This window comes from Brevundimonas sp., assembly GCF_016742135.1.
GTDB lineage: Bacteria > Pseudomonadota > Alphaproteobacteria > Caulobacterales > Caulobacteraceae > Brevundimonas.
The window spans coordinates 184,116-207,038 of the sequence record NZ_JACVCG010000003.1 but is presented as its reverse complement, the minus strand read 5'-3'; the positions used below and the strand labels follow the sequence as shown (position 1 = coordinate 207,038).

Here is a 22,923-nt window from a genome sequence, read left to right as displayed (position 1 = left end):
CCCGATGAGCATGGACACCAGAGCCGCGCCCTATAGCACGGGGCCGGGCACGGCAACCGGGCCGCTTGTCCTGCTGGGGATTGAGACCAGCTGCGACGAGACGGCAGCCTCGGTGGTGCGTCAGGCCGCAGACGGCACGGTCGAGGTGCTGTCTTCGGTGGTCCACAGCCAGATCGACGACCATGCGGCCTATGGCGGGGTGGTGCCCGAGATCGCGGCGCGCAGCCATGTCGAGACCATCGACGGGGTGGTCAAGCGCGCGCTGGAGGAGGCCGGCTGTGACTGGAGCGATCTGGATGGCGTGGCGGCGACCGCCGGGCCCGGGCTGGTCGGCGGGGTCATGGTGGGCCTCAGCTATGCCAAGGGCGTGGCGCTGGGGCGCGGCCTGCCGCTGGTGGCGGTCAACCATCTGGAGGGGCATGCGGTCTCGGCGCGGCTGGGCCGGCCGGTGGCCTGGCCCTTCCTGTTGCTGCTGGTCTCGGGCGGGCATTGCCAGCTGCTGGAGGTGCGCGGCATCGGCGACATGAGCCGGCTGGGCACCACGCTGGACGATGCGGCGGGCGAGGCCTTTGACAAGATCGCCAAGGCCATGGGGCTGGGCTATCCGGGCGGCCCGGCGCTGGAACGGCTGGCGGCCACCGGCACGGATGAGGGGGCTGAGCGGTTCGACCTGCCCCGGTCGCTGCTGGGACGCCGCGATTGCGACTTTTCCTTCTCCGGCCTGAAGACCGCCGCCGCGCGCCTGTCGCAGGGGCTTGAGACCGAGGCCGACAAGGCCGATCTGGCCCGCGCGGTGCAAAACGTCATCGCCCGCCAGCTGGCCGAGCGTTCGGTGCGGGCGCTGGACCTGTTTTCCGAAAGCCATCCGGATATCGACCGGCCCGCCTTTGTCGTCGCCGGCGGGGTAGCGGCCAATGCCACGGTGCGCGCCCGCCTGACCGCAGTGGCTGAGGCGCGCGGATTCGACTTTGTCGCCCCGCCCATGGCCTATTGCACCGACAATGCCGCCATGATCGCCCTGGCGGGCGCGGAACGGCTGCGGCTCGGTTTGACCAGTGATCTGGCCGTGGCGGCGCGCCCCCGCTGGCCGCTGGACGAGGCCCGGGCGCTGAGCGACCCTACCCACGCGCCGGGCCGCAAGGGCGCCAAGTCATGAGCTGTCAAACCGGAGCAGACCGATGCAGATGAAGACGGCAGGCGTGATCGGGGGCGGCGCCTGGGGCACGGCCCTGGCCCAGGTGGTGGCGAGGGCGGGCTTTTCGGTCACCCTGCAGGCGCGCGAGACCGAGGTGGTCGACAGCATCACCCGCGACCGGGTCAATGCCGCCTTCCTGCCGGGGATCGAACTGGATCCGGCCATTCGCGCGACCACCGACATGGCCGATCTGTCTGACTGCGATGTGGTGCTGGCGGTGCCCCCGGCCCAGCACCTGCGAGACACGCTGGCGGCCTTTCGCCCGCATTTCCGCCCGGGCACGCCGGTCATCCTGTGCTCCAAGGGTATCGAGCGCGGCACGCTGAAGCTGATGACCGATGTGCTGGCCGAGACCCTGCCCGAGGCCATACCCGCCGTCCTCTCGGGGCCCAGTTTCGCGGCAGAGATGGCGCGCGGCCTGCCCTCGGCCGTGACCCTGGCGGTCGCCGATGCCGAGCTGGGCGAGGCCTTGATGGCACGTCTGTCGCCGCCCGGGTTCCGCCTGTACCTGACCGACGACCTGATCGGGGCCGAGGCGGGCGGGGCGCTCAAGAATGTGCTGGCCATCGCCTGTGGCATCGTCGAGGGCCGTCAGCTGGGCCGCAGCGCCCACGCCGCCCTGATCACCCGGGGCTTTGCCGAAATGACCCGCCTGTGCGTGGCCCTGGGCGGCCGGGCCGAGACCGTCGCCGGCCTGTGTGGCCTCGGTGATCTGGTGCTGACCTGCTCCAGCCCGCAATCGCGCAATATGAGCCTCGGCATGGCGCTGGGCCAGGGCCAGACGGTCGAGCAGGCGCTGGCCGGAAAGCGGTCCGTGGCCGAGGGGTATCAGAGCGCGCCGGCCGTCCGCGACCTGGGCCTCAAACTGGGCCTCGATATGCCGATCGCCTATGGGGTCGCGGCCCTGCTGGCCGGGGACGCAACCGTTGATCAGGTGATAGAAAGCCTGCTGTCGCGTCCCCTGCGCGCCGAGACGGACGGATGACCGGGGAGGCCGAGCCCGGGGCCCCCGACCTTGAGCGCAAACGCGTCTGGAAGACCCCGGCGGGTGTCGCCCTCTGTGCACTGGACGACATCGCCGAGCCCGGTTCGCGCGGCTTTGTTCTGCAGATCGGCGAGGCGTATTTTCATGGGTTCGTGGTGCGCAAGGACGGTCAGGTCGCGGGGTGGGTCGACCGTTGCCCGCATCAGGGCTTTCCCATGGCTATCGAGCTGGACCGCTATCTGACCCCCGACGGATCGCTGATCCTGTGTGGCTGGCACGGGGCGGTGTTCGAACCACTGGACGGCGCCTGCGTCGGCGGCCCGTGCGCCGGTGCGCGCCTGACGCCTTGGCCGGTCGAGGCCTCGGGCGGTGTGATCCGGACAGCTTAACGCTTCAGCCGATCGGCATTGGCGATGGTCGCCCGGTGAAAGGGCCTCAGCGCGTCCTGTCCCGCCGTCTCCATCCTCCGGGACAGCGCAAGGCCGGTCTCGGCGGCTCGGTACCAGAGGCCCAGCATCCAGGCGGTTTGCAGCGACGCGACGGTCAGGGGATTGCCCGCCGTCAGGACCGCGCGGGCCGTCCGAGCGGCTTCACCGGCCTCGCGCGAGGCGGCCTCTGACATCTGACCGGCAATATGATGCAAGTGTCGGCTGGTGGCTGCCGCCGAGGCTGACAGGGCCTCTACCTTCTCGCTGGCCATCAGCCGCATTTCGGTGTGATCGGCGTTCAGGGGGTCCGCCAGACCCTCGGCCATCAGGCGCAGGCGGGCGGCGATGACCTCGGGCGCCCGGGCCAGAAGTTCCGGTCCGTGCTGACCGGACTTCGCCCGCCTGCGGCCCGTCATTCCGGCGCGACCTCGGCGGAAAAGGCCGCCACATCCTTGATCAGGGCCGGCACGGCGGCGTCGATGATCTGCTGGCCCTTTTCCGGACTGGCCTGGGCGGGGTCCGAGCCGATCCGCCCGTCGGGGAAGCGGGCGCGGTAGTCCAGCGCATCGCGGATCGGGCCGACCGGCGCGATCTTCGGCGCATAGTCGGCGGTCTTGATCCGGTCGGGATAGGCCGCCTGGGTCACGGCGATTTCCGACGGGGTGGCGTGCATGCCGTGGCCGGTCGGGAAGATCGAGCTGCAGAGGGCGTGAATGCCCGGCAGGTCCCACCAGTTGGTCAGCTTCAGAGCGAACGGCGCGCGTTCCTCGAGGAAGCTCCACTCGGCATAGATTTCGGCGAAGGTCGCCTCGATGGTCGCGACATTGCCGCCGTGGCCATTGAGGAAATAGATGCGCTCGAAGCCGTGTCGCGTCAGCGAGCTGACCCAGTCGGAAATGGCGGCCATGAAGGTCGAGGGCCGGAACGAAATCGTTCCTGGGAAGGCCAGATGGTGCTGGGCCATGCCGATGTTGAAGGTCGGGGCGATGACCAGGCTGTCGTCCTGCCTTTCGGCGGCGTGGGCGATGATTTCGGGGCACAGCCAGTCGGTGCCCAAAAGGCCGGTCGGGCCATGCTGTTCGTTCGAGCCGATCGGCACGATGACCGTCTTCGTGGTCTTCAGCCGGGCCTCGATCTCGGGCCAGGACGACAGATGGATCAGCATGACAAACTCCGCAACTCAGATACAGGAACAGCGCCCCCCCATGGGCCGGACCCGCATACGCCGATTGGTCGCAGCCGACAAATGGCGACTTGGCCCGCACGCCCCGGGCTGGCAGGAACAGGGTTCGAGGGAGGCGGCTCTGGCCCGGACGACGGTGAAGACCAAAGTTAAGGCAGTAACCGGCAGGGCCCGGGGCGCGCGCGGCTGGCCGCCCGATCCCGCACGCGTCGAGGCCATTTTCGCCCTGCTGGCGGCGGTCATGCCCGAGCCGAAGACCGAGCTGAATTTCACCAGCCCCTATACACTGGTGGTCGCCGTCGCCCTGTCGGCCCAGGCGACGGACGTCTCGGTCAACAAGGCTACCGACCGGCTGTTTGCCGTCGCTGACACCCCGGAGAAGATGCTGGCGCTGGGGGAAGAAGGCCTGATCTCCTACATCGCCTCGATCGGCCTCTACCGGAACAAGGCGAAGAACGTCATCGCCCTCAGCCGCATGGTGCTGGAGCAGCACGGGGGCAAGGTGCCCCTGACGCGCGAGGGCCTGCAGGCCCTGCCGGGCGTCGGCCGCAAGACCGCCAGCGTGGTGCTGAACGAGCTGGAGATCGAACCCGCCATCGCCGTCGACACCCATGTGTTCCGCGTGTCCCACCGACTGGCGCTGGCCAATGCCGCGACCCCCGACAAGGTCGAGGCCCAGCTGCACCAGATCGTGCCTGCGGGATGGCTGCCGAAAGCCCACCACTGGCTGATCCTGCACGGCCGCTACACCTGCGTGGCGCGAAAGCCGAAATGCGAGGTCTGCGTGATCCGCGACCTCTGCCCATCGGTCTCCGACTTGGAGCTGCTCGGCAGGAGGGTTTAGGGTCGTGAACGATCACGGGAGGCTCCCTTGCGTCGCTATCCGTCCCCATTGACCCTGTCCGCCGGCGGTATGGCCATCGTCCTTGTGGCGACGATCGGCGTCGTCTGGAGCGCCATGAGCCAAGGCAGCGACGTCAGCGAGACCCTCCCTGCCATCATGGCCACAGTCTATTTGGATGAGCTACTTCCCAGGCTGGCGGTGGCTGTGTTCTTCGTTCTGGGCGGATATCTGCTGACCCGGTCGGGGCCTCAGCCGAATCTTCCGGTCGTCGCTGCCGCCTGCGCGCTCACAGGGATTCTGGCGTGTCTGTACCTGATCATTCGCGCTGAACTCGCGTTTGCGGAGGCCTATCCGGACGGGAGCATTTCAGCCGGCTGGCCGCCCGGCGAGGCGCGGGCAGAGTTACTGCCGATTCCCTACCTGGCCGCTCTTGTGCAGGCGCTTATCGGGCTTGTCGCCAGCACCATCCTGCTGACAGCCATGGCCGTCAAACGCTCGCAGGCCTGAGCCTCAGGTTTTCGCCGGTCGTCAACGATTGAGGCGCTCGGCGACGGCGGTGACGAAGGCCTGACCGCCGTCCGGTGCATGATTGAGATAGAAGTCCGGCTCGATCAGCTCGGCCTCCATCAGCAGCCACTCGCCCTTAGCCCCGCGCGCCAGGTCGATGCGGGCATACAGCAGCTCTTCCCCGACCGTGGCCAGCACGCGTTCGGCCAGCGCGAGGGCCACAGGGTGGGGGTCGGCCTCGGCCCCATAGAGGCCGCCGAACTGCTGCTGGATGCGGAACTCGCCGGCGCGGGGGCGTTTTCGCACCGCATGGCTGAAACGACCGCCGAAGAATAACAGGGACAGCTCGCCCTCGGTCTCCAGCGCGGCGATGAAGGGCTGGATCAGGGCCGGGCAGTCGGGCGCCTCGGTCAGGGCCTCGCCGCGCGCCAGACGCGTGGTCTGCCAGCCTCCGCCGGAGACACGCGGTTTGACCACCAGTTCGTCTGTGCCGAGGGCGTCAAAGGCCGACGCGACCTGATCCGGCGTGATTTGCTCACTCCAGATCGTCGCCGGGATGGGGACGCCCGCCGCGCCCAGCCGCTCCAGATAGGATTTGTCGGAGTTCCAGCCCAGCACGGACGGCGGGTTCAGCATGCGCACGCCCGCCGCCTGCCAGGTCGTACAGGCCTTCATCCAGCGGGCGTGATCGCGGTGATAGCCCCAAGCTACCAGTGGCAAAACCAGATCCGCCCCCGCCAGACCCTCCGCCCGGTCGACATGGTCGGTCCAGGCCTCGGACCGGGCCGTGAGACCGCCTGCGGCAAGGGCGCTGACCAGCCGGTCGCGCACCTGCGGCCACTGCCCCGCAAAGGACGGGTCGTCGGGATTGGGGGTCAGGATCACAATGTCGGTCATTGGCGCCTCATAGCGGAAATTGCCGCACCGGGAAGCCGCGTTCCTGCGCCCCCACTGGCCATCGCCGACCGGGCGGGCTAAGCGGCGCCCATGACCCACTCCGCCCCCGCCCATGATGTCTGCGCTGTCGGCAATGCCATCGTCGATGTGCTGAGCCCCTGCACCCCCGAATTCCTGAGCGACAAGGGGCTGGAGCCCGGCTCGATGCGACTGGTCGACGAGAGCGAAAGCGCGACGCTCTATGCGGCCATGGCGGCCGGGGTCGAGGCCTCGGGCGGTTCGGCGGGCAATACGGTGGCCGGCATCGGCAGCCTCGGCGGGCGCGCGGCCTATATCGGCAAGATCGCCGACGACCAGCTGGGTAGTGTCTTCGCCCACGACATCCGCGCGGCGGGCGTGACCTTTGACACACCGGCGCTGACCGGCGGCGCGGGCACGGGCCGCTGCCTGATCAATGTCACGCCCGACGGCCAGCGCACCATGTGCACCTTCCTCGGCGCCGCCAACCAGCTGGCTCCCGAAGACGTCGATCTGGCCCGGGTGGCCGACAGCGCCATCGTCTATCTGGAAGGCTATCTGTTCGACCCGGCCCCGGCCCGCGCCGCGTTCGAGGCGGCGGCCGAGGCGGCGCACAAGGCCGGCCGCAAGGTCGCCATCACCCTGTCCGATACCTTCGTCGTCGCCCGCTGGCGCGCCGAGCTGCTGGCCTTCCTCGACGGCTCGACCGACATCGTCTTCGCCAATGAGGCCGAGGCCCGGGCCCTGTTCGAGACCGACGACGTTGAGGCGGCGACCGCGGCGCTTGCCGAAAAGGTCGAGGTGGTCGCCGTGACGCATGGGGCCAAGGGCTCGGTGCTGGTGCGCGGCGATGAGCGCGCCGAGATCGCCGCCGAGCCGGTCGGCATGGTCGTCGATACGACCGGGGCGGGCGATCAATATGCCGCCGGGGTGCTGTTCGGTCTGGCGCGCGGCCTGCCGCTGGAAACCTGCGGCCGGCTGGGTGCGATCGCCGCCGCCGAGGTCATCTCGCACTGGGGCCCGCGCCCCATGACCTCGCTGAGGGACCTCGCCGGGGTGGCGGGTATCCGGCTTTAGTCCACCCGCTCCAGGGCGGCGACGAAGAAGCCGTCCAGCCCGCCCTTATCCGCCCACTGGCCGGGCAGGATGCGCAGCCAGCCCTCGAGCGTCAGGGCCTCGAGCGGGGCACCCACGGCCGCCGGATCGGCCACCACGGTGCGGAACGCCTCATTGCGGCGCAGGAAGGCGGTGATCTGGGTCTCCCCTTCCTCGCGTTCCAGCGAACAGGTGCAATAGACCAGCCGCCCGCCGGGCGCGACGCGGGCAGCGGCGGCATCCAGCAGCCGGTGCTGCACATCGGCCAGATTGCCGATGTCGGCAGGTCGGGTGGCGCGCAGGGCCTCGGGATTGCGCCGGAAGGTGCCGGTTGCCGAACAGGGCGCATCCAGCAGCACCCGGTCGAAGGTGCGCGGATCCTCCCATGCCTCGGCCGGGGTGGCGATCACCTCGGCTGTGAGCCCCGTGCGCGCCAGATTGTCCCGCAGGCGGTCCAGTCGCTTGTCCGAGCGGTCCAGCGCGGTGACGGTTGCGCCCGTCGCTGCCAGTTGCAGCGTCTTGCCGCCCGGGGCCGCGCACAGGTCCAGCACCGTATGGTCGGCGCTCACCTCCAGCAGGCGGGCGGGAACGGCGGCGGCGGCGTCCTGCACCCACCACAGACCGTCCCCGAACCCCGGCCAGTCACGCAGGTCTCCCCGGCGATCGGTGCGCAGGGTGTCGGGGGCGAGGACGCGGGCCTCCAGCGCTTCGGCCAGAGCCCCGGTGTCCGCCTCGGGCTTGAGACTGAGATCGGTCGTCGGCTCGAGGCTGGCGGCCTTCGCCATGGCCTGCAGCGCGGCCTCACCGTACGTCTGGCGCCAGCGGGCGGCCAGCCAGTCCGGAAAATTGGTGACCGGATCGGTCGGCCCCGGCCCGTCGCGATCTATCCCGCGCAGCACGGCATTGATCAGGGCCTTGTAGGGCCGGGTCGCCGGATCGCGCTCGGCCAGCTTGACCGCGCTGGAGACGGCGGCAAAGGCCGGCGTGCCCAGCGTCAGCGTCTGGGCCAAGGCGGTGCGCATCAGGGTGCGGACCGCCAGCGGCGGTGACCGCTTCAGCCGTCGGTCGAGGATGGCGTCGATCTCGCCCAGCCGCCTGAGCGCGGCCATGGCCACGGCCCGGGCAAAGGCCCGGTCCTGCGGCTCCAGCGCCGACACCGGCGGTTTCGACAAGGCCTCGTCAAGGCCGTTCCGTCGCTCCAACGCGGCGTTCAGCAGCAGGCCTGCGGCGTGACGGGCCTGAATTCCGGGGTCCTCGGCCATCCTAGACCGACACCTGGGTGCCCAGCTCGACCACGCGGCCGGGCGGGATGTGGAAGAAGTCGGTCGGATTGGCGGCGTTGCGCATCAGGAAGATATAGAGCCGGTCCTGCCAAAGGGGCATGCCCTGGGTGGATGAGGGCACGACCGACCGCCGACCAAGGAAGAAGCTGGTCGACATGATGTCGAACTTCAGCCCCTGTTTCCGGCACAGGCCCAGCGCCTTGGGCACATTGGGCTGTTCCATGAAGCCATAGGACAGCACCACCCGCTTGAAGTCCTCATTGATGGGCTCGATGGCGATGCGGTTGTCATCGCGCACCCGGGGCCGGTCGACGGTTTTGACCGTCAGGATGATGTTCTTCTCGTGCAGCACCTTGTTGTGCTTGAGGTTGTGCATCAGGGCGACCGGGGCGACGCCGGGGTCCGAGGTCAGGAAGATGGCCGTTCCGGGCGTGCGGTGCGGCGGTCGGGCGGACAGCATCTCGATCAGGTCGGACAGGGGCAGGCTGTCGCGCCGCGTCTTGGCCGTCAGGATCTGTGTGCCGCGCACCCAGGTCCACATGATCAGGACAATGCCGCCTCCCAACAGCAGCGGTGCCCAGGCCCCGTCCGGGACCTTCATCAGATTGGAGCCGAAGAAGGCGAGGTCGATGATCAGGAAGGGGGTGATGGCGGTGATGCTGAGCGGCAGGCTCCACTTCCACAGCCGTCGGACGATGAACCAGGCCAGCAGGCTGTCGACCAGCATCGCCCCTGTGACCGAGACCCCATAGGCGCCGGCCAGCTGGGACGATGTCGGGAACATGACCAGCAGCAACAGAACCCCGACCAGCATGATGCCGTTGATCGCGGGGATGTAGATCTGGCCGGCCTGGGTCTCGCTCGTCTGCAGGATGCTGATGCGCGGCAACAGGCCCAGCTGCACTGCCTGCTGCGTCAGGGAAAAGGCCCCGGTGATGACCGCCTGGCTGGCGATGATTGTGGCCAGCGTCGCCATGATCAGCACCGGCCAGTAGATCGGCGCGGGGATCATCTCCCAGAAGGGATTGGCGGCCGCCGAGCGGTCGCTGAGAACCAGCGCCCCCTGGCCCAGATAGTTGAGCATCAGACAGGGCAGAACGAACCACAGCCAGCCGGCGCGAATCGGCGCTTTTCCAAAGTGACCCATGTCGGTGTAGAGCGCCTCGGCACCGGTGACGGCGAGGAAGACGCTGCCCAGCAGAATGAAGCCCAGCACGCCGTTGTCGATCAGGAACATCACCCCGTAGTGGGGCGACAGGGCTCTCAGGATCGAAACATCGTCGAAGATGTGAAACACGCCGAGACTGGCCAGAATCAGAAACCAGACCGTGGTGATGGGACCAAAGGCGCGGGCCATGCTGGCCGTGCCGCGCGACTGCACCATGAACAGACTGACCAGAATGCCGGCCGCGATGGGCACGACGAAGGGCATCAGGCTGTCGCCGACGCGGGGGGCCTGGCCCAACCCTTCGACGGCGGACAGCACGGAAACTGCGGGGGTCAACACCCCGTCGCCATAGAACATGGCCGCACCGCAGATACCGAGGAAGAAGACGACGGCCGAACGCTTGCCGATCGCGTGCTGGGCCAGCGCCATGAGGGCCAGGGTGCCGCCCTCGCCCTTGTTGTCGGCCCGCATCAGGAAGACCACGTATTTGACGGTCACGACCAGGATCAGGGCCCAGAAGACCAGCGACACCGTGCCCAGCACCGCCAGTTCGGCCTCGCCCCCCGAGCGACTGTGGCTGAGGGCTTCACGCATGGCATAGAGGGGGCTGGTGCCGATATCGCCGAACACCACGCCGATGGCCCCGATCACCAGACCCAGCTTGCCCCTGGCCGCCAGTCCGTGCCCACCATGACCGTCGCCGTGCCCATCGCGGGGCGCGGTCGCATCCGGGGCGGGCCGGGGCGCGGCGGAGCCGGACGTCTCACCCGGTGGCGGTGCGTCGGGCCTGGGGGTGTCCCCGGTCATGCCTGGTCTCCGGGAGCCGTGGGAGGACGGCCCCTTCCATGAAGCCGCGGGGCTTTAGACCCTTTCTACGGACGGTTCAATCGTGGCCCCGGCGCGGCCTGCGGGCCTGCGGTTTGTGATTCCTCCGACAAAGGCCTAAATCCGCATACGGAAACCCATATCATGTCCGACAGCCAAAGATTCCCCGTCGCGGCCCACGCCCTGGCCTATCTGGCCCACAAGGGGGCCTATGGGCCTGCGCAGGCGGTGCCCAGCGCCATTCTGGCGGCGTCCGTGCCGACCAATCCGGTGGTCATCCGCCGCGTGACCGGTCTTCTGGCGCGCGCCGGCCTGATCGAGACCCGCTCGGGGGCCAATGGCGGGGCCTGGCTGCTGCGGCAGCCCGAGAGCATTCGTCTGGATGAAGTGCTGATGGCCGTGCACGGCTGTGCCCATCTGGGCTCGCCACCGGCGGGGGCCAAGGGGTGCCCTGTCGGCGAACATATCCCGCGACAGGTGGCCCGGGCGCTGGTTGCCGCCGACCGGGCGGCGGGCGAGGCCCTGTCGCGCATCACCATCGCCGACCTGCTGGCGGAAAATCCGCCGTCGCTGGCGGGTTTCGCCCTGCCGGTCGCGGCCGCCAGATGATCCGCAGGCGGGCGTTGGTCACGGGCGCATCGGCCGGGATCGGCCGGGCGCTGGCCGCCGTCTATGCCGCCGAGGGCTGGGACCTGATCCTGACCGCCCGTCGCAAGGCCCCGCTGGATGCTCTGGCCGCAGAGCTCAGGCCCGCGCATGGCTGTGACGCCCGGGTGATCCTCGCCGATCTGGGAGTGGACGGCGCAGCCGCACAGCTGGTGGCTGATATCGAAGCGCAAGGCCTGACGGTCGACGGCTTGGTCAACAATGCCGGCTTCAGCCGCACCGAAGGGTTTATGAACACCCCGCCGGCCGATCAGGCGGCCATGATCCGCGTCATGCTGACCGTGCCGGTCCAGCTCAGCCGCGCGCTGGTGCCCGGCATGGTCGAGCGCGGCTTTGGCCGGGTGCTGAATGTCGCCTCGCTGGCCGGACGCATGCCCGCGACCGGCGGCGACACCCTGTATGGGCCGATCAAGAGCTTCATGATCAAGGCGTCCCAGGGTCTGTGGCTGGAGATGCACGGCACGGGGGTGCACGTCACCGCCCTCTGCCCCGGCTATACCCTGACCGAATTCCACGATGTGAACGGCACGCGCGAGGAGGTCTCGGCCGCCTATCCCGCATGGATGTGGCAGACCGCCGACCATGTGGCCCGCGTCGGCTGGCGCGCCTGCGAGGCCAATCGCCCGCAGGTGACGCCGGGCGTCATGAATAACGTCATGGCCGGTCTGGCCAAACACCTGCCCGACCGCATGGCGCTCGCCATGGTCGGCGGCCACGCGAAACGGCTGAAGCGAATTTAGTGCCCGCCTGAGGGGTAGGGCGTCGTGGCGATCGAGCTGAACATGCCGGGTATGGCCTCGGACAGGCCCGCCAGGATGAACTGGATGGCGAGCGCGCACAGGATCAGGCCCAGCACCCGCACGACAATGGCCATGCCGACCTCGCCCAGCAGGCGGCTGATCGGCCCCGTCATGGCGAAACAGATGAAGGTGGCCAGACCGGCGGCCACGATGGCGGCCACGCCTGCGACCTGACCGGACGGGCCGATCTTGGTCGCCTCGCCCGCCTGGATGATGATGGTCGAAATGGCGCCCGGGCCGATCAGCAGCGGCATGGCGAAGGGCACGATCAGCCGCTGGAAGCGGCGACGGGCATAGCCGCGCACATCGGCCAGATCCGACTGGGCGTCGGCATCGGCGAACAGCTTGAGGAAGTCCTCGCGGGCCATGTCGAGACCCAGCAGCAGCAGCAGGATACCGCCGGCGATGCGGAAGGCCGCCAGCGAAATGCCGAAGAACTCCAGCAGCGCCAGACCGGTGAAAAAGAAGAAGACCAGAAAGGCGACGATGAACAGGCAGATCAACGCCGAGACCGACATCCGCTGGCTGAGCGTCGCGCCCGCCGTGGCGGCCGCGAAGATCGGGATATTGCCGATCGGATCGACCAGGGCGAACAGGGCCACGAACAGGTTGACGCCAAGATCGACCGCGCCCATGGCTGAAAGTCCCCTGTAGAAATCCGTCCGGTGAGGTGAGGCGCGCCCCGGCGCACCGCTGTTCTCCCCATAGCCGCTTGTTTGGAGCCCGTCGATGACCTCTCCCGTTCTTGCCGACCCGCGCCTGATCGTCGGGCTGGACCTGCCGTCGGTCGAGGCGGCCGAAGCGCTGGTGGACCGGATCGGGGACGGGGTTCTGGCCTATAAGGTCGGGCTGACCCTGCTGGCCCGGCCGGGCGGGGTGGCCTTTGCGCACAAGCTTCGGGCGCGCGGCAAGTCGGTCTTTCAGGACTGGAAGCTGCACGACATCGGCGCCCAGGTGGAGGGCGCGGCGCGCGCCGTGGCGGAGGGCGGCTGTGACCTGCTGACCGTCCATGCCGAGCCCCAGGTGATGGCCGCCGCCATCCGGGGGCGCGATGCGGCGGGGACCGGGACGAAACTTCTGGGCGTGACCGTGATGACCAGCCTGTCCGACGCGGACCTCGTCGAGATCGGCTATGGCCAGTCGGCCCCGGATCTTGTCGAGCGGCGGGTGCGTCAGGCCCTGGATCTGGGCATGGACGGCGTGGTCGCAAGCCCGCTGGAAGCCGCCCGCGTGCGAGACCTGGCGCAGGCAGCGGGGCGTCCGGACTTCCTGATCGTCACCCCGGGCGTGCGGCCTGCGGGGGCCGACAAGGGCGATCAGCAGCGGGTGGCCACACCGTCAGAGGCGCTCAGGGCCGGAGCAACCCACCTGGTCGTGGCCCGACCGGTCGTTGCCGCGGACAGCCCCGCAATGGCTGCCGCCCGGATCGCGGCCGAAATGCTCGAAGCCGCCTAGCGGTCGTACATATAGACGTCGGCGCAGTCGCAGCCCCGGCGGCGGACCTCGCGATATTCATACCGGTCGGAGCGACGGGATCGAACGGTGCGCGGCCGGTCGTCCTGATAGCCGTATTCGTCGCGATAGCCCTGATAGGGACTGTAGCCGTAACGCCCGCCCCGGTCATAACCCCGGTCGTAACCGTCATGCCGCTGGCGATAGCGGTAGGAAAAGCCGTCATGCGGGCGGGGCGGCTGATAATAGCCGCCACCGTAGCCGTAGTCGGCATAGCCGTATCCGTCCCGACCCGTGGCGGCGGCCCCGGTCGCGGCATAGACCCGCGTTTCGCCTTCATAGACGGCGGCCCCGACACCCGCCCGACCATAGCTGTAGCCATAGTCATAGGGAGAGGGCTGGCCATAGGTGACCACCACGCGGCTGTCCGCCCGGCCCCAGGCCTGCCCATAGCTTCCATGGGGCGCATAGGCCGGTGCCGGCGGATGATAGGACCCGCGATACTGGGCGGCGGCGGGCGCGGCGGCCGCAAGCATCAAGGCCGCGAGGCCGATGCCCAGGGTCAGGGTGCCAGGCGTCGGGGCGCGAACGGGGCGGGAGGTCGACATCGCCTTTTCCTCGAAATCGCCGGAGCGGCGGGCTGGGATGAAAAGGTTAACGCCATGCGCGCCGGATCGTTCGCTTTTCCCCCGACAGGCGACGGATTCGCCCGGAGCCCGACCTAGATCATGCTCTAGAAGTCGACGGCCAGTCCCTTGCGCTCCCAGTCGCCATAGCGGGTCGGCTCCGGGCCGCGCGGCCCGCCGACCTCCTCGCCAGACGTCTCCGCCGCCCGCGTGGCCGCCTGGCGGGCCGCCGCCTCCTCCAGAGCGCGCCGTTCGATGGCCGTCAGGGGGCGGTTCGGTGTCGCACCCGGCAGGTCGGTGTTGTGAACCGGGGCTTCGGCCGGGGGGGTGGGCGCTTCGGTCACAGGCGGGTCCTCTTGAGGCGGAAAAGGGCTGAGGACACATAGGAGGCCGGTGACGCGACGGCCAGCCCGTCCGCCACCCGACCACAGTCAGAGTTCCGTCCGGTTATGAACCACGCCAAGACCTTCATCCTGCTGGCCGCCCTGACGGCCCTGTTCGTCGGCATCGGCTATCTGATCGGCGGTGCCATGGGCATGGTCATCGCCCTCGTGCTGGCGGCGACCCTCAACCTCGTCAGCTACTGGAACGCCGACAAGATCGTCATGCGGATGTACCGGGCCCAGCCGGTCGATGAGACCCACCCCAATGCCGTGGTGCGCGCCTATGTCGCCGATGTGCTCCAGATGGCCGAGGGGGCCGGCCTGCCCCGCCCCGTCGTGGCCATCATCCCGAACGACCAGCCCAATGCCTTTGCCACCGGCCGCAATCCCGAGAACGCCGCCGTCTGCGCCACCTCGGGCCTGCTGGACCTGCTGACGCGCGATGAGGTGCGCGGCGTGATGGCCCACGAACTGGCCCATGTGAAGAACCGCGACACCCTGGTGATGACGGTCACGGCGACGGTGGCGGGGGCCATTTCGGCGCTGGCCAATTTCGCCCTGTTCTTCGGCGGTGACCGCGAGCGCACCGGCGGGTTGATCGGCACCCTGGCCCTGATGCTGCTGGCCCCGCTGGCGGCCGGTCTGGTGCAGATGGCCATCAGCCGCACGCGTGAGTATCAGGCCGACCGCATCGGCGCCGAGATCGCGGGCGATCCGCATGCCCTCGCCTCGGCCCTCGGGAAGATCGAGGCCTATGCCCGGCGCATCCACAATCCGGTGGCCGAGCGTAATCCGGCCTCGGGCCAGCTGTTCATCATCAACCCGCTGGCGGGCAAGGGGGCCGACAATCTGTTCTCGACCCACCCGGCCACGGGCAACCGGGTCAAGGCCCTGATGGCGCTGGCTGTTTCCACGGGCGCCGCCCCGCCTCGCCCCCGCCCGGTGATCAATGAGGCGCGCGCCACGACTGTGCCGACCACCCCCACCACGCCCCGCGGCCCCTGGGGCTAGGCCCGCAACCACAAGGCGGGGCTTGCGCTTCCGGGCGTCAGGTTCTTTAAGCGCGGCCATCGTTCCGTGCGCCTCCCCGCGCCCCGACCCCGAGGTTCCCCACCATGTCCGACTTCAAGCCCAAGAAGGTCGTCCTCGCCTACTCCGGCGGGCTCGACACCTCCATCATCCTGAAGTGGCTCGAGACGGAGTACGGCGCCGAGGTCGTGACCTTCACCGCCGACCTGGGCCAGGGCGAGGAGCTGGAGCCTGCGCGCGAGAAGGCGCTCCGCATGGGCATCAAGCCCGAGAACATCTTCATCGACGACCTGCGCGAGGAATTCGTCCGGGACTTCGTCTTCCCCATGTTCCGCGCCAATGCCCTCTATGAAGGCCAGTATCTGCTGGGCACCTCCATTGCCCGGCCCCTGATCGCCAAGCGCCAGATCGAGATCGCCCGCATGGTCGGTGCCGACGCCGTCTGTCATGGCGCGACCGGCAAGGGCAATGATCAGGTCCGGTTCGAGCTGGGCTATTATGCGCTGGAGCCCGACATCCGCGTCATCGCCCCCTGGCGCGAATGGGACTTCAAGTCCCGCGAGGCCCTGCTGGACTTTGCCGAAAAGCACCAGATCCCGATCGCCAAGGACAAGCGCGGCGAGGCCCCCTTCTCGGTCGACGCCAATCTTCTGCACAGCTCGTCAGAGGGCAAGGTTCTGGAAGACCCGGCGGTCGAGGCGCCCGAGTTCGTCTATCAGCGCACCATTGCGCCCGAGGACGCACCGGATCAGGCCACCGTCATCACCATCGGCTTCGAACGCGGCGACGCGGTCTCGATCAATGGCGAGGCCCTGTCGCCTGCCACCCTGCTGGCCCGCCTGAACGATCTGGGCCGCGACAACGGCATCGGCCGTCTGGATCTGGTCGAGGGCCGGTTCGTCGGCATGAAGTCGCGCGGCGTTTATGAAACGCCGGGCGGCACCATCCTGCTGGCTGCCCACCGGGGCATGGAGTCGATCACCCTCGACCGCGGCGCCATGCACCTGAAGGACGAACTGGCCGTCCGTTACGCCCAGATGATCTACAACGGCTTCTGGTTCGCACCCGAGCGCGAAATGCTGCAGGCCGCCATCGACAAGAGCCAGGAACAGGTCACCGGCACGGTCCGCGTCAAGCTGTACAAGGGCAATGCTACCGTCATCGGTCGCGAAAGCCCCTTCAGCCTGTATGATCAGGACCTGGTGACCTTCGAGGAGGGCGTCCAGGCCTATGACCACCGCGACGCGGCCGGCTTCATCAAGCTGAACGCCCTGCGCCTGCGGGTGCTGGAGCGGCGGAATCGCCGGACGCGCGGCGATAATTCGCCGGCCTGATGCCGCCTTACCGCGATTTCACTTGAAGATTGCGAGTATTGGGTGAAGGCTTGGGGCAACATTCCTCCACGCCCAAAGGCACTCCCCATGCGTCGTCTGATCGTCTCCGCCGTTGCCGTCTCCGCCCTCGGCCTGTCGGCCCTCGCCCTGCCCGCCGTGGCGTCGCCTGTCGCCGCAGTCGTCGTCGCCCAGGATCCCGTCACCGAGGAAGAACTGGAAGCGCGCGCCGAAGCCTTCGAGGCCGTGCTTGAGGCCCTGGTCGTCGAGATCGAGACCATCCGCGCCGATACCAGCCTGACCGAGGCCGACCGCCAGGCCCGCATGCAGGCCGCCATCGACCGCAAGAAGCCCGAAATCGATGGCTTTGTCGCCATGCTGTCGGGCTTCGTCCGCCAACAGACCCTCGATGAGGGCGGCACCGCCGAAGACGCGGAAATGGCCGCCGGCATGATCGAGGACATGTTCCTTGAAATGCTGATCCCCGGCCTGCTGTCCGGCGAACTGGCCGCCGCCATGGCCGCCGAAGGCGAATAAGCCACCCCTACCCCTTGGCTCAGGAGAGCTGACCATGATCCGTGCCCTGTCGCTTGCCGCCGCCCTGGCCCTGCTGCCGGCCTCCATGGCCATGGCCCAGTCGTCCGAACCGGAGTCCGCCGAGGCGGTGCTGGAGGCCGCCGCCGAGGCCTTTGAGAGCCGCATGGACGAGTTCGCCGACCGCGCCGAGGCCATCGCGGAAGACGACAGCCTGACCGAGGACCAGAAGGAAGCCGCCGTCATGGCGCTGTGGGCCGAGTACCAGCCCGACGTCATGACCTTTACCCAGACGGTGTCGGGGTCTGTTTCGGGCATCGTCGCCGAGGCCCTGGCCGAGGTCGACATCGAGGCCGTGGTCGCCGAGGCCCTGGCCGACGTGGATATCGAGGCCGTGGTCGCCGAGGCGGTCGCGGTCGGCCAGGGCGTTATGACCAACGGGGCCTGGGCCAGCAATGATCCCGAGCATCAGGCGACCTACGGGCTGATGGCCGACTATGCCGTCGGCATGGCCATGGACGAGCTCGACGCCGGGTTCGGCGACGAGGTCGAGGCCGACCCCGAACACTGAAACCGGCACCCCCCTCCCACCGTCATCCTCCGACTTGACCGGGGGATCGGTCCGGGCAGGCGCTCGCCGGGCGATCTGGGCTGACGGGAGGTTGAGGCCCCCAGCAAGGATGGCCGCCGCCGGAATTCCTATCCTTTACAAGGGGGCTGTCGTTTCCCGGACCGTTCTTCCCGCCCTGGGTGCCGCATCGCCTATCCTGTCCGGTTGCCAGAGCCCGGGACAGCGGAGGTGCGAATTCAGACGATTCAGACGATTCAGACGGTTTATTCCTCCCCCGAGGGGAGGAATGGATTTCAGACCATTCAGACCATTCAGACGGTAATTTTGCGGACCGATCGCGCCAGTTGAACGGCCCGACCGATGTGGCCCTCCAGACCGTCCCAGTCGGCCTCGTCGACCAGCTTGTCGGGGATCAGGCGCGAGCCCATGCCGGCGGCGATGATGCCGGCGTCGAACCAGGCCTTGAGCGAGGCCTCCTCGGGTTCGACCCCGCCGGTGGGCATGATCTTCGTCCAGGGCATGGGGCCCATGACCGCCTTGACGAAGGCCGGGCCGCCGACCTGGGCGCCGGGGAACAGTTTGACGACGTCACAGCCCCATTCCTGGGCCTGGCTGATCTCGGTGACCGAGCCGCAACCGGGCATATAGGCCACGCGCTTGCGGTTACAGAGTTTGGCCACCGCCTCCACGCCGCAGGGGCTGACGACGAAGCGGGCGCCGCGCGACAGATAAAGCGCCGCCGTGCCCGGATCGACGATCGAGCCGATGCCGAGGATCACCTCCGGGTCGGTGCGGGCGAGCGTCTTCGTCAGCTCGGCGAACAGGTCGGCGGCGTGGTCGCCCCGGTCGGTGAACTCGATCACCCGGGCCCCGGCGCGGGCCGCCGACCGGATGACCCCGAGACAGGCGACGGGATCGGGGTGGTAGAAGACCGGGCAGATACCCTGCGCCTCCAGCGCGGCCACGACGGTCAGGCGGTCGGCGGGATAGGCGGGCATGAGGCAGGCTCCGGAGGCTGGGTCAGTCCGAGGGGTGCGACCAACCGGGCCGCGCGTCAAGCCGGGGCGGCTTCACGCTTGGTGTCGTGCGCCAGTTCCACCAGCCGCGCGACCTCCGGGCTGTCGGCCTCGAACAGCGGGTCCAGCACGGTGAAGTGGTTCAGCCCGGCCAGTTCAACGACCCGGGTGTCGGCTCCCGCCGCGCCCCAGCGGTCGGCCATGGCCTGCGACTGGCGGCGGAACTCGGCGCTCTCCCCGGCCCCGACCCAGCAGTCCAGCGTCGTGCCGCCGGGGCTGGATCCGTCCGGCACCGGCCAGTGGATCGGTGACAGGGCGTTGGCCATCAGCGGGTCGAGCCGCAGCGCCTCATTGAGGCTGGTCTTGAGCAGGGGGGCGAGGTCGAACACCCCCGAGATCGCCACCGCCGCCCCGGCCCGGCCCTCGGACAGCAGGGCCGCCGCCATATGGCCGCCCGCCGAATGGCCGAACACCAGCGGGCGGTATCCGGCGCGCGCGCGGATCAGCTCGGTCGCGGTCCTGACCTGCCGCAGGATCTGGCCGAGGCTCACCGACGGCGCGAGGTCATAGGTGGGGAGGGCGACCGCGACCCCGTGGCCCAGCAGCGCCGGGGCGATCCCGTGAAAGGCCGCCCCGTCCAGCGCCTGCCAATAGCCGCCGTGGAGGAAGATCGCGACCGGCGCGTCCGCCCGACCCTCCGGCGTGAACAGGTCGATGACCTCGCGCGGCCCGGGGCCATAGGCGATCCGCTCGTGCGGATGGTCGGCCCGCGCCGCCTCGGCCCGTTCGGCCCACATCGCCATGACGGCCCCGTGGCCGGGCACCCGGCCGCGATTGTTGTACTCGGCTTCGAGGTCCAGGCCCTTACTCCGTCCGTTCGCATCCGCTACAGACCTCCGACCGACCGGAGGGACCGCCCATGATGACCGCCATCTTCGTCTTCATCAAATGCGAGCTGGGGCACGCCAACGACGTCGCCGCCGACATCGTCGACAACGTCGAGCGCGTCTCCGAAGTCTATTCGACCTCGGGCCAGTACGACCTGCTGGCCAAGTTCCAGCTGCCGAAGGAGATGGACATCGGCACCTTCGTCACCAGGCAGGTCCAGACCCGGCCCCACATCCGCGACACCTTTACCGTCATCACCTTCTCGCCCTTCCTGCCGGGCAGCTGACGCCCCCTAGCGCGTGGGATAGGCGGGGGGACGGGCCCCCTCGCCCCCGCCGAGATAGCGGTCGCGCAGCAGGAATGCCCGGCTCTCCAGCGACTGCTCGACGCCGTTGATGAAGAGGGCCACGGGCTGGCTCAGCGGCTCCAGCGGATCGCCGGTCCAGATGACCACATCGGCGGCCGCGCCTGCGCGCAGTTCCCCGAACTGGCCGTCCATGCCGAAGATGCGCGCCGGATTGACCGTGATGGCCGCGACAGCCGCTTCGTACGGCAGGCCGTGCGAGACGGCGTTTCCGGCATTGTAGCGGGTCTCGCGCGCGCGGTGGATCGAGCCCTCATTGCCCTTGATGGCGATGACGACGCCCGCGGCATTCAGGGCGGCGGCATTCTGCATCCGCGCGGCCCGCCGCTCGAAATTCCCGGGCAGGTTGGAGAGGGGGTTGAGCAGAACGGGCACGCCTGCGGCCGCGATCTGGTCAGCGACCAGCCAGCCTTCCTCGGCACCGTCCAGAATGACCTTCAGGCCTTCCTCTTGCGCAAGCCGGAGGACCTGCAGGATGTCGGCTGCGCGCGACACGGTGATGATCAGGGGCATGCGCCCTTCCGCCACCGGGATCAGGGCTTCCAGATCGGCGCGCGACAGCGACAGGGGCCTGAGGTCATCGCGCTGATAGGCGGCCTTGTTGCGGGCATAGAGCCGCACCTCGGCTAGGGTCTCGCGGAACAGCACCATGGCCCCGCCGCGTGAGCCGCCGGCGACACCGGCCCCGGCCTCGCCGAAGGGGGCAACCATGGCCACGCGCGGACGGACCAGGATGTCGGTTCCGGCTGCCAGATGAATCACGGCGGCCTGACCGGCGAACAGGCCAGGCGAGTGATAGCCCCCGGCGCCGGCCCCGGCGGTGTCTTCCTCGTGATAGTGTCCGCCGGACGAACCGGGGTGGTTCGGTACCACAATGGCGCGCGTCACCCCGCCCAGCCGCGCGACCGGCAGGGTAATGGACCACGGGTCCAGCCCGTAGGAGACGTCAAAGGCCGCGCTCAGCGTATTGGAGGCGTTGCGGAGGTCATTGGTGCCGCCGACCGACGAGACTTCGGTCGCGCCGAGGCCCGAGTCGACCGCGACGAAGCCGGGGGCGACAACCCGGCCCGTGGCATCGATCACCCGGGCTCCGGCCGGAGCCGCGCCCGTGCCGACCGAAACGATCCGGCCGCCGCGCATGACGACGGTGCCGTTCTCGATGACCGAGGTGCCAGTCAGAACCCGGCCGCCGGTCACAGCGACCGTGTCCTGCGCGAGAGCCGGGGTGGCCAGGAGGCCAGCCGCAGCGACCGCACCAACGACCAGCGACTTGAGGGGAGAAAGATGACGGATCATATCAGCGGGCTCCCTGGCGGACACCGGCGGCCGGCAGGCCATAGCCCGGCTGGCCCAGTTCAAAGTCGGACACCGGCTGATAGGCCGGGTCGAACCGGTCAAAGGCCAGCCCTCCATCGACGAACACCTGATCGGCCCGCGCATAGATGGAGAAGGGGTTGGCGCTCCAGATCACGACATCGGCGCGCTTGCCGGGGGCCAGCGATCCCGTCTCGTCGTCGATGCCGATGGCGCGTGCCGCGTTCAGGGTGATCCAGCCGATGGCGTGTTCCTCGGTGAGGTTCAGGCCCGCCCGGCGACCCGCGGCCAAGGCGGCCGCGGCTTCCTGGTTGAGCCGCTGGATCAGTTCCGCGTCATCCGAGTGGACCACGGCGCAGGAGCCCTCTGGCGCGTCGACCAGGGCGACGTTCTCCTCGATCGCGTCGAGGCTCTCCATCTTGAAGCCCCACCAGCCCGTCCACATGGCCGCGCAGATGCCCTCGCGCGCCAGCAGGGGCGCCACCTTGTAGGCCTCGGTCGCGTGATGGAAGGTGGTGATGCGATAGCCGAACTCCCTCGACATATCGATCATCAGGGCCATTTCGTCCCCGCGATAGCAGTGGTTCTGGATCAGGATCGAGCCGTCCAGCACGCCGACCAGGGTCTCATGCTGCAGGTTGCGGGTGGGCGGCGTACCCTCGCCCGTCTCGCGCCACCTGTCCCATTTCTGCTTGTAGTCCTGGGCCGCGATGAAGGCGGCCCGATAGCCGGCCATATTGCCCATGCCGGTCGCGGGCGAACGGCCCCGACCGCCATAGACCCGGCTGGGGTTCTCGCCGCACGCCATCTTGACCGTATAGGGAGCGCCCGGGAACTTCATGCCCTGCATGGTGACCGAGGGCACATTGCGGAGCGTCACGCCGCGCCCGCCGAACAGATTGGCGGAACCGGGCAGGATGTGAAGGGTGGTGACTCCGCCGGCGCGGGCGGTGTTGAAGCCCGGGTCCTGCGGCCAGATCGAATGCTCGGCCCAGACCTCGGCGGTGTTGGGGTTGGTCGCCTCATTGCCGTCGCTCATCCCCTGAACGCCGGGGGACGGATAGACGCCGAGGTGGCTGTGCACATCGATGATGCCGGGGGTCACAAAACGCCCCTCGGCATCGATCACCCGGTGTCCGGCCGGAACCGCTGTCGACGAACCGCCGACGGCGGCGACCTTGCCGTCCGTCAGAATGACGGTGCCGTTCTCGATCTTGCGCCCGTCACCGGTGAATACGGTCGCGCCGACAATGGCCAGATTCTCGCGCGGCAGGCCCCGATAGGTCGAGGGATAGGGATCCGGATTGCTGGCGGCGTCCATGCCGGCGGGGAGGGCCCGCGCCTGCCGCGCCGGTGCGGCATCGCCGTTTCCGCCAGAGGAGGCGCCTTTACCCGTTGTGGCGCAGGCCGCCAGGCCGAGCGTGGCCGCAAGAATGACGGCGAGCGGTCCCGAGGCGGACCCCCGCAGGCGTGATGTGATCATGGTGGTCAGCTCCCCCGTCAACCGGATTGCCGCGGGCC

The 22,923-nt window shown here is 69.0% G+C and carries 26 protein-coding genes; 14 read left to right on the top strand and 12 right to left on the bottom strand.

The genetic code is table 11. The features are described 5' to 3' along the window. Nucleotides 1–10 precede the first annotated feature (10 nt). The 3 genes from tsaD to IBJ06_RS07850 are packed head-to-tail and all read left to right on the top strand — an operon-like array spanning nucleotide 11 to nucleotide 2,569. A complete protein-coding gene (gene tsaD, locus IBJ06_RS07860; RefSeq protein ID WP_292159412.1) occupies nucleotides 11–1,156 on the top strand; it encodes a tRNA (adenosine(37)-N6)-threonylcarbamoyltransferase complex transferase subunit TsaD in 1,146 nt (381 codons plus the stop codon). A gap of 22 nt (nucleotides 1,157–1,178) precedes the next feature. Further along, a complete protein-coding gene (locus tag IBJ06_RS07855) occupies nucleotides 1,179–2,180 on the top strand; it encodes an NAD(P)H-dependent glycerol-3-phosphate dehydrogenase (protein ID WP_292158956.1) in 1,002 nt (333 codons plus the stop codon). Beyond that, nucleotides 2,177–2,569 (top strand): Rieske (2Fe-2S) protein, encoded by a 393-nt coding sequence (locus IBJ06_RS07850; RefSeq protein ID WP_292158955.1) that lies wholly within the window; start codon nucleotides 2,177–2,179, stop codon nucleotides 2,567–2,569. Before IBJ06_RS07855 ends, IBJ06_RS07850 begins: the two co-directional genes overlap by 4 nt. On the opposite strand, the gene IBJ06_RS07845 is transcribed toward IBJ06_RS07850, so the two are convergent. Continuing rightward, nucleotides 2,566–3,024, bottom strand: a complete 459-nt coding sequence (locus IBJ06_RS07845) for a phasin (RefSeq protein ID WP_292158953.1) — start codon at nucleotides 3,022–3,024, stop codon at nucleotides 2,566–2,568. The two genes, IBJ06_RS07850 and IBJ06_RS07845, sit on opposite strands and share 4 nt — an antisense overlap. Then, nucleotides 3,021–3,773: a creatininase family protein gene (locus tag IBJ06_RS07840; protein ID WP_292158951.1), complete on the bottom strand. Its 753-nt coding sequence runs from the start codon at nucleotides 3,771–3,773 to the stop codon at nucleotides 3,021–3,023. Before IBJ06_RS07840 ends, IBJ06_RS07845 begins: the two co-directional genes overlap by 4 nt. A 235-nt stretch (nucleotides 3,774–4,008) precedes the next feature. Here IBJ06_RS07840 and nth point away from each other — a divergent pair, with 235 nt between their 5' ends. Together nth and IBJ06_RS07830 are read left to right on the top strand one after the other, a co-directional pair. Beyond that, nucleotides 4,009–4,635, top strand: coding sequence for an endonuclease III (nth, locus tag IBJ06_RS07835; RefSeq protein WP_292159410.1), 627 nt, complete (start codon nucleotides 4,009–4,011; stop codon nucleotides 4,633–4,635). Nucleotides 4,636–4,662: 27 nt separating this feature from the next. After that, a complete protein-coding gene (locus IBJ06_RS07830) occupies nucleotides 4,663–5,142 on the top strand; it encodes a hypothetical protein (protein WP_292158949.1) in 480 nt (159 codons plus the stop codon). A gap of 21 nt (nucleotides 5,143–5,163) precedes the next feature. Here the strand turns inward: IBJ06_RS07830 and IBJ06_RS07825 are convergent, their stop codons facing one another. Further along, nucleotides 5,164–6,039, bottom strand: coding sequence for a transporter (locus tag IBJ06_RS07825; protein ID WP_292158947.1), 876 nt, complete (start codon nucleotides 6,037–6,039; stop codon nucleotides 5,164–5,166). A 90-nt stretch (nucleotides 6,040–6,129) separates the two neighbouring features. On the opposite strand from IBJ06_RS07825, the gene IBJ06_RS07820 reads away from it, so the two are divergent. After that, nucleotides 6,130–7,134: an adenosine kinase gene (locus IBJ06_RS07820; RefSeq protein ID WP_292158945.1), complete on the top strand. Its 1,005-nt coding sequence runs from the start codon at nucleotides 6,130–6,132 to the stop codon at nucleotides 7,132–7,134. Here IBJ06_RS07820 and IBJ06_RS07815 read toward each other — a convergent pair. Both IBJ06_RS07815 and IBJ06_RS07810 read right to left on the bottom strand, forming a co-directional pair. Further along, complete coding sequence (locus IBJ06_RS07815) at nucleotides 7,131–8,414, bottom strand: RsmB/NOP family class I SAM-dependent RNA methyltransferase (protein WP_292158942.1); 1,284 nt, start codon at nucleotides 8,412–8,414, stop codon at nucleotides 7,131–7,133. The two genes, IBJ06_RS07820 and IBJ06_RS07815, sit on opposite strands and share 4 nt — an antisense overlap. Nucleotide 8,415: 1 nt before the next feature. Then, nucleotides 8,416–10,410, bottom strand: coding sequence for a potassium transporter Kup (locus tag IBJ06_RS07810; protein WP_292158940.1), 1,995 nt, complete (start codon nucleotides 10,408–10,410; stop codon nucleotides 8,416–8,418). A gap of 162 nt (nucleotides 10,411–10,572) precedes the next feature. On the opposite strand from IBJ06_RS07810, the gene IBJ06_RS07805 reads away from it, so the two are divergent. Both IBJ06_RS07805 and IBJ06_RS07800 read left to right on the top strand, forming a co-directional pair. After that, nucleotides 10,573–11,037: an Rrf2 family transcriptional regulator gene (locus IBJ06_RS07805; RefSeq protein ID WP_292158938.1), complete on the top strand. Its 465-nt coding sequence runs from the start codon at nucleotides 10,573–10,575 to the stop codon at nucleotides 11,035–11,037. Next, a complete protein-coding gene (locus tag IBJ06_RS07800) occupies nucleotides 11,034–11,834 on the top strand; it encodes an SDR family oxidoreductase (protein WP_292158936.1) in 801 nt (266 codons plus the stop codon). The genes IBJ06_RS07805 and IBJ06_RS07800 overlap by 4 nt, the downstream gene beginning before the upstream one ends. On the opposite strand, the gene IBJ06_RS07795 is transcribed toward IBJ06_RS07800, so the two are convergent. Beyond that, entirely contained in the window at nucleotides 11,831–12,529 is a 699-nt protein-coding gene (locus IBJ06_RS07795; RefSeq protein ID WP_292158934.1) for a MarC family protein, read from the bottom strand. The genes IBJ06_RS07800 and IBJ06_RS07795 overlap by 4 nt on opposite strands. A 94-nt stretch (nucleotides 12,530–12,623) precedes the next feature. Here IBJ06_RS07795 and pyrF point away from each other — a divergent pair, with 94 nt between their 5' ends. Further along, on the top strand, nucleotides 12,624–13,349 hold the full coding sequence (gene pyrF, locus IBJ06_RS07790; protein WP_292158931.1) for an orotidine-5'-phosphate decarboxylase: 726 nt from the start codon (nucleotides 12,624–12,626) through the stop codon (nucleotides 13,347–13,349). Here pyrF and IBJ06_RS07785 read toward each other — a convergent pair. Beyond that, the gene (locus IBJ06_RS07785) at nucleotides 13,346–13,954 is read right to left on the bottom strand and encodes a hypothetical protein (protein ID WP_292158929.1); all 609 of its coding nucleotides are present in this window, start codon (nucleotides 13,952–13,954) and stop codon (nucleotides 13,346–13,348) included. The genes pyrF and IBJ06_RS07785 overlap by 4 nt on opposite strands. A 125-nt stretch (nucleotides 13,955–14,079) precedes the next feature. Next, nucleotides 14,080–14,316, bottom strand: coding sequence for a DUF1674 domain-containing protein (locus tag IBJ06_RS07780; RefSeq protein ID WP_292158928.1), 237 nt, complete (start codon nucleotides 14,314–14,316; stop codon nucleotides 14,080–14,082). A gap of 105 nt (nucleotides 14,317–14,421) precedes the next feature. Between IBJ06_RS07780 and htpX the strand changes: the two genes are divergently transcribed. From htpX to IBJ06_RS07760, 4 genes are all read left to right on the top strand, one after another. Continuing rightward, nucleotides 14,422–15,366 (top strand): zinc metalloprotease HtpX, encoded by a 945-nt coding sequence (htpX, locus tag IBJ06_RS07775; RefSeq protein ID WP_292158926.1) that lies wholly within the window; start codon nucleotides 14,422–14,424, stop codon nucleotides 15,364–15,366. Nucleotides 15,367–15,470: 104 nt separating this feature from the next. Next, entirely contained in the window at nucleotides 15,471–16,718 is a 1,248-nt protein-coding gene (locus tag IBJ06_RS07770; protein WP_292158924.1) for an argininosuccinate synthase, read from the top strand. An 87-nt stretch (nucleotides 16,719–16,805) separates the two neighbouring features. Next, nucleotides 16,806–17,252 carry a hypothetical protein gene (locus IBJ06_RS07765; protein WP_292158922.1) on the top strand — a complete coding sequence of 149 codons (447 nt, stop codon included), beginning with the start codon at nucleotides 16,806–16,808 and terminating at the stop codon, nucleotides 17,250–17,252. Between the two features lie 34 nt (nucleotides 17,253–17,286). Beyond that, nucleotides 17,287–17,820, top strand: a complete 534-nt coding sequence (locus IBJ06_RS07760; RefSeq protein ID WP_292158920.1) for a hypothetical protein — start codon at nucleotides 17,287–17,289, stop codon at nucleotides 17,818–17,820. Nucleotides 17,821–18,131: 311 nt separating this feature from the next. On the opposite strand, the gene IBJ06_RS07755 is transcribed toward IBJ06_RS07760, so the two are convergent. Further along, nucleotides 18,132–18,818, bottom strand: coding sequence for a bifunctional 4-hydroxy-2-oxoglutarate aldolase/2-dehydro-3-deoxy-phosphogluconate aldolase (locus IBJ06_RS07755; protein ID WP_292158919.1), 687 nt, complete (start codon nucleotides 18,816–18,818; stop codon nucleotides 18,132–18,134). A gap of 56 nt (nucleotides 18,819–18,874) precedes the next feature. Next, nucleotides 18,875–19,639, bottom strand: a complete 765-nt coding sequence (locus IBJ06_RS07750; protein WP_292158917.1) for an alpha/beta hydrolase — start codon at nucleotides 19,637–19,639, stop codon at nucleotides 18,875–18,877. A gap of 116 nt (nucleotides 19,640–19,755) precedes the next feature. Between IBJ06_RS07750 and IBJ06_RS07745 the strand changes: the two genes are divergently transcribed. Then, nucleotides 19,756–20,010, top strand: a complete 255-nt coding sequence (locus tag IBJ06_RS07745; protein ID WP_292158914.1) for an Lrp/AsnC family transcriptional regulator — start codon at nucleotides 19,756–19,758, stop codon at nucleotides 20,008–20,010. Nucleotides 20,011–20,016: 6 nt separating this feature from the next. On the opposite strand, the gene IBJ06_RS07740 is transcribed toward IBJ06_RS07745, so the two are convergent. Beyond that, nucleotides 20,017–21,384: an amidohydrolase family protein gene (locus IBJ06_RS07740; protein ID WP_292158912.1), complete on the bottom strand. Its 1,368-nt coding sequence runs from the start codon at nucleotides 21,382–21,384 to the stop codon at nucleotides 20,017–20,019. Nucleotide 21,385: 1 nt separating this feature from the next. Then, a complete protein-coding gene (locus IBJ06_RS07735; protein WP_292158910.1) occupies nucleotides 21,386–22,885 on the bottom strand; it encodes an amidohydrolase in 1,500 nt (499 codons plus the stop codon). Between the last annotated feature and the right edge of the window lie 38 nt (nucleotides 22,886–22,923).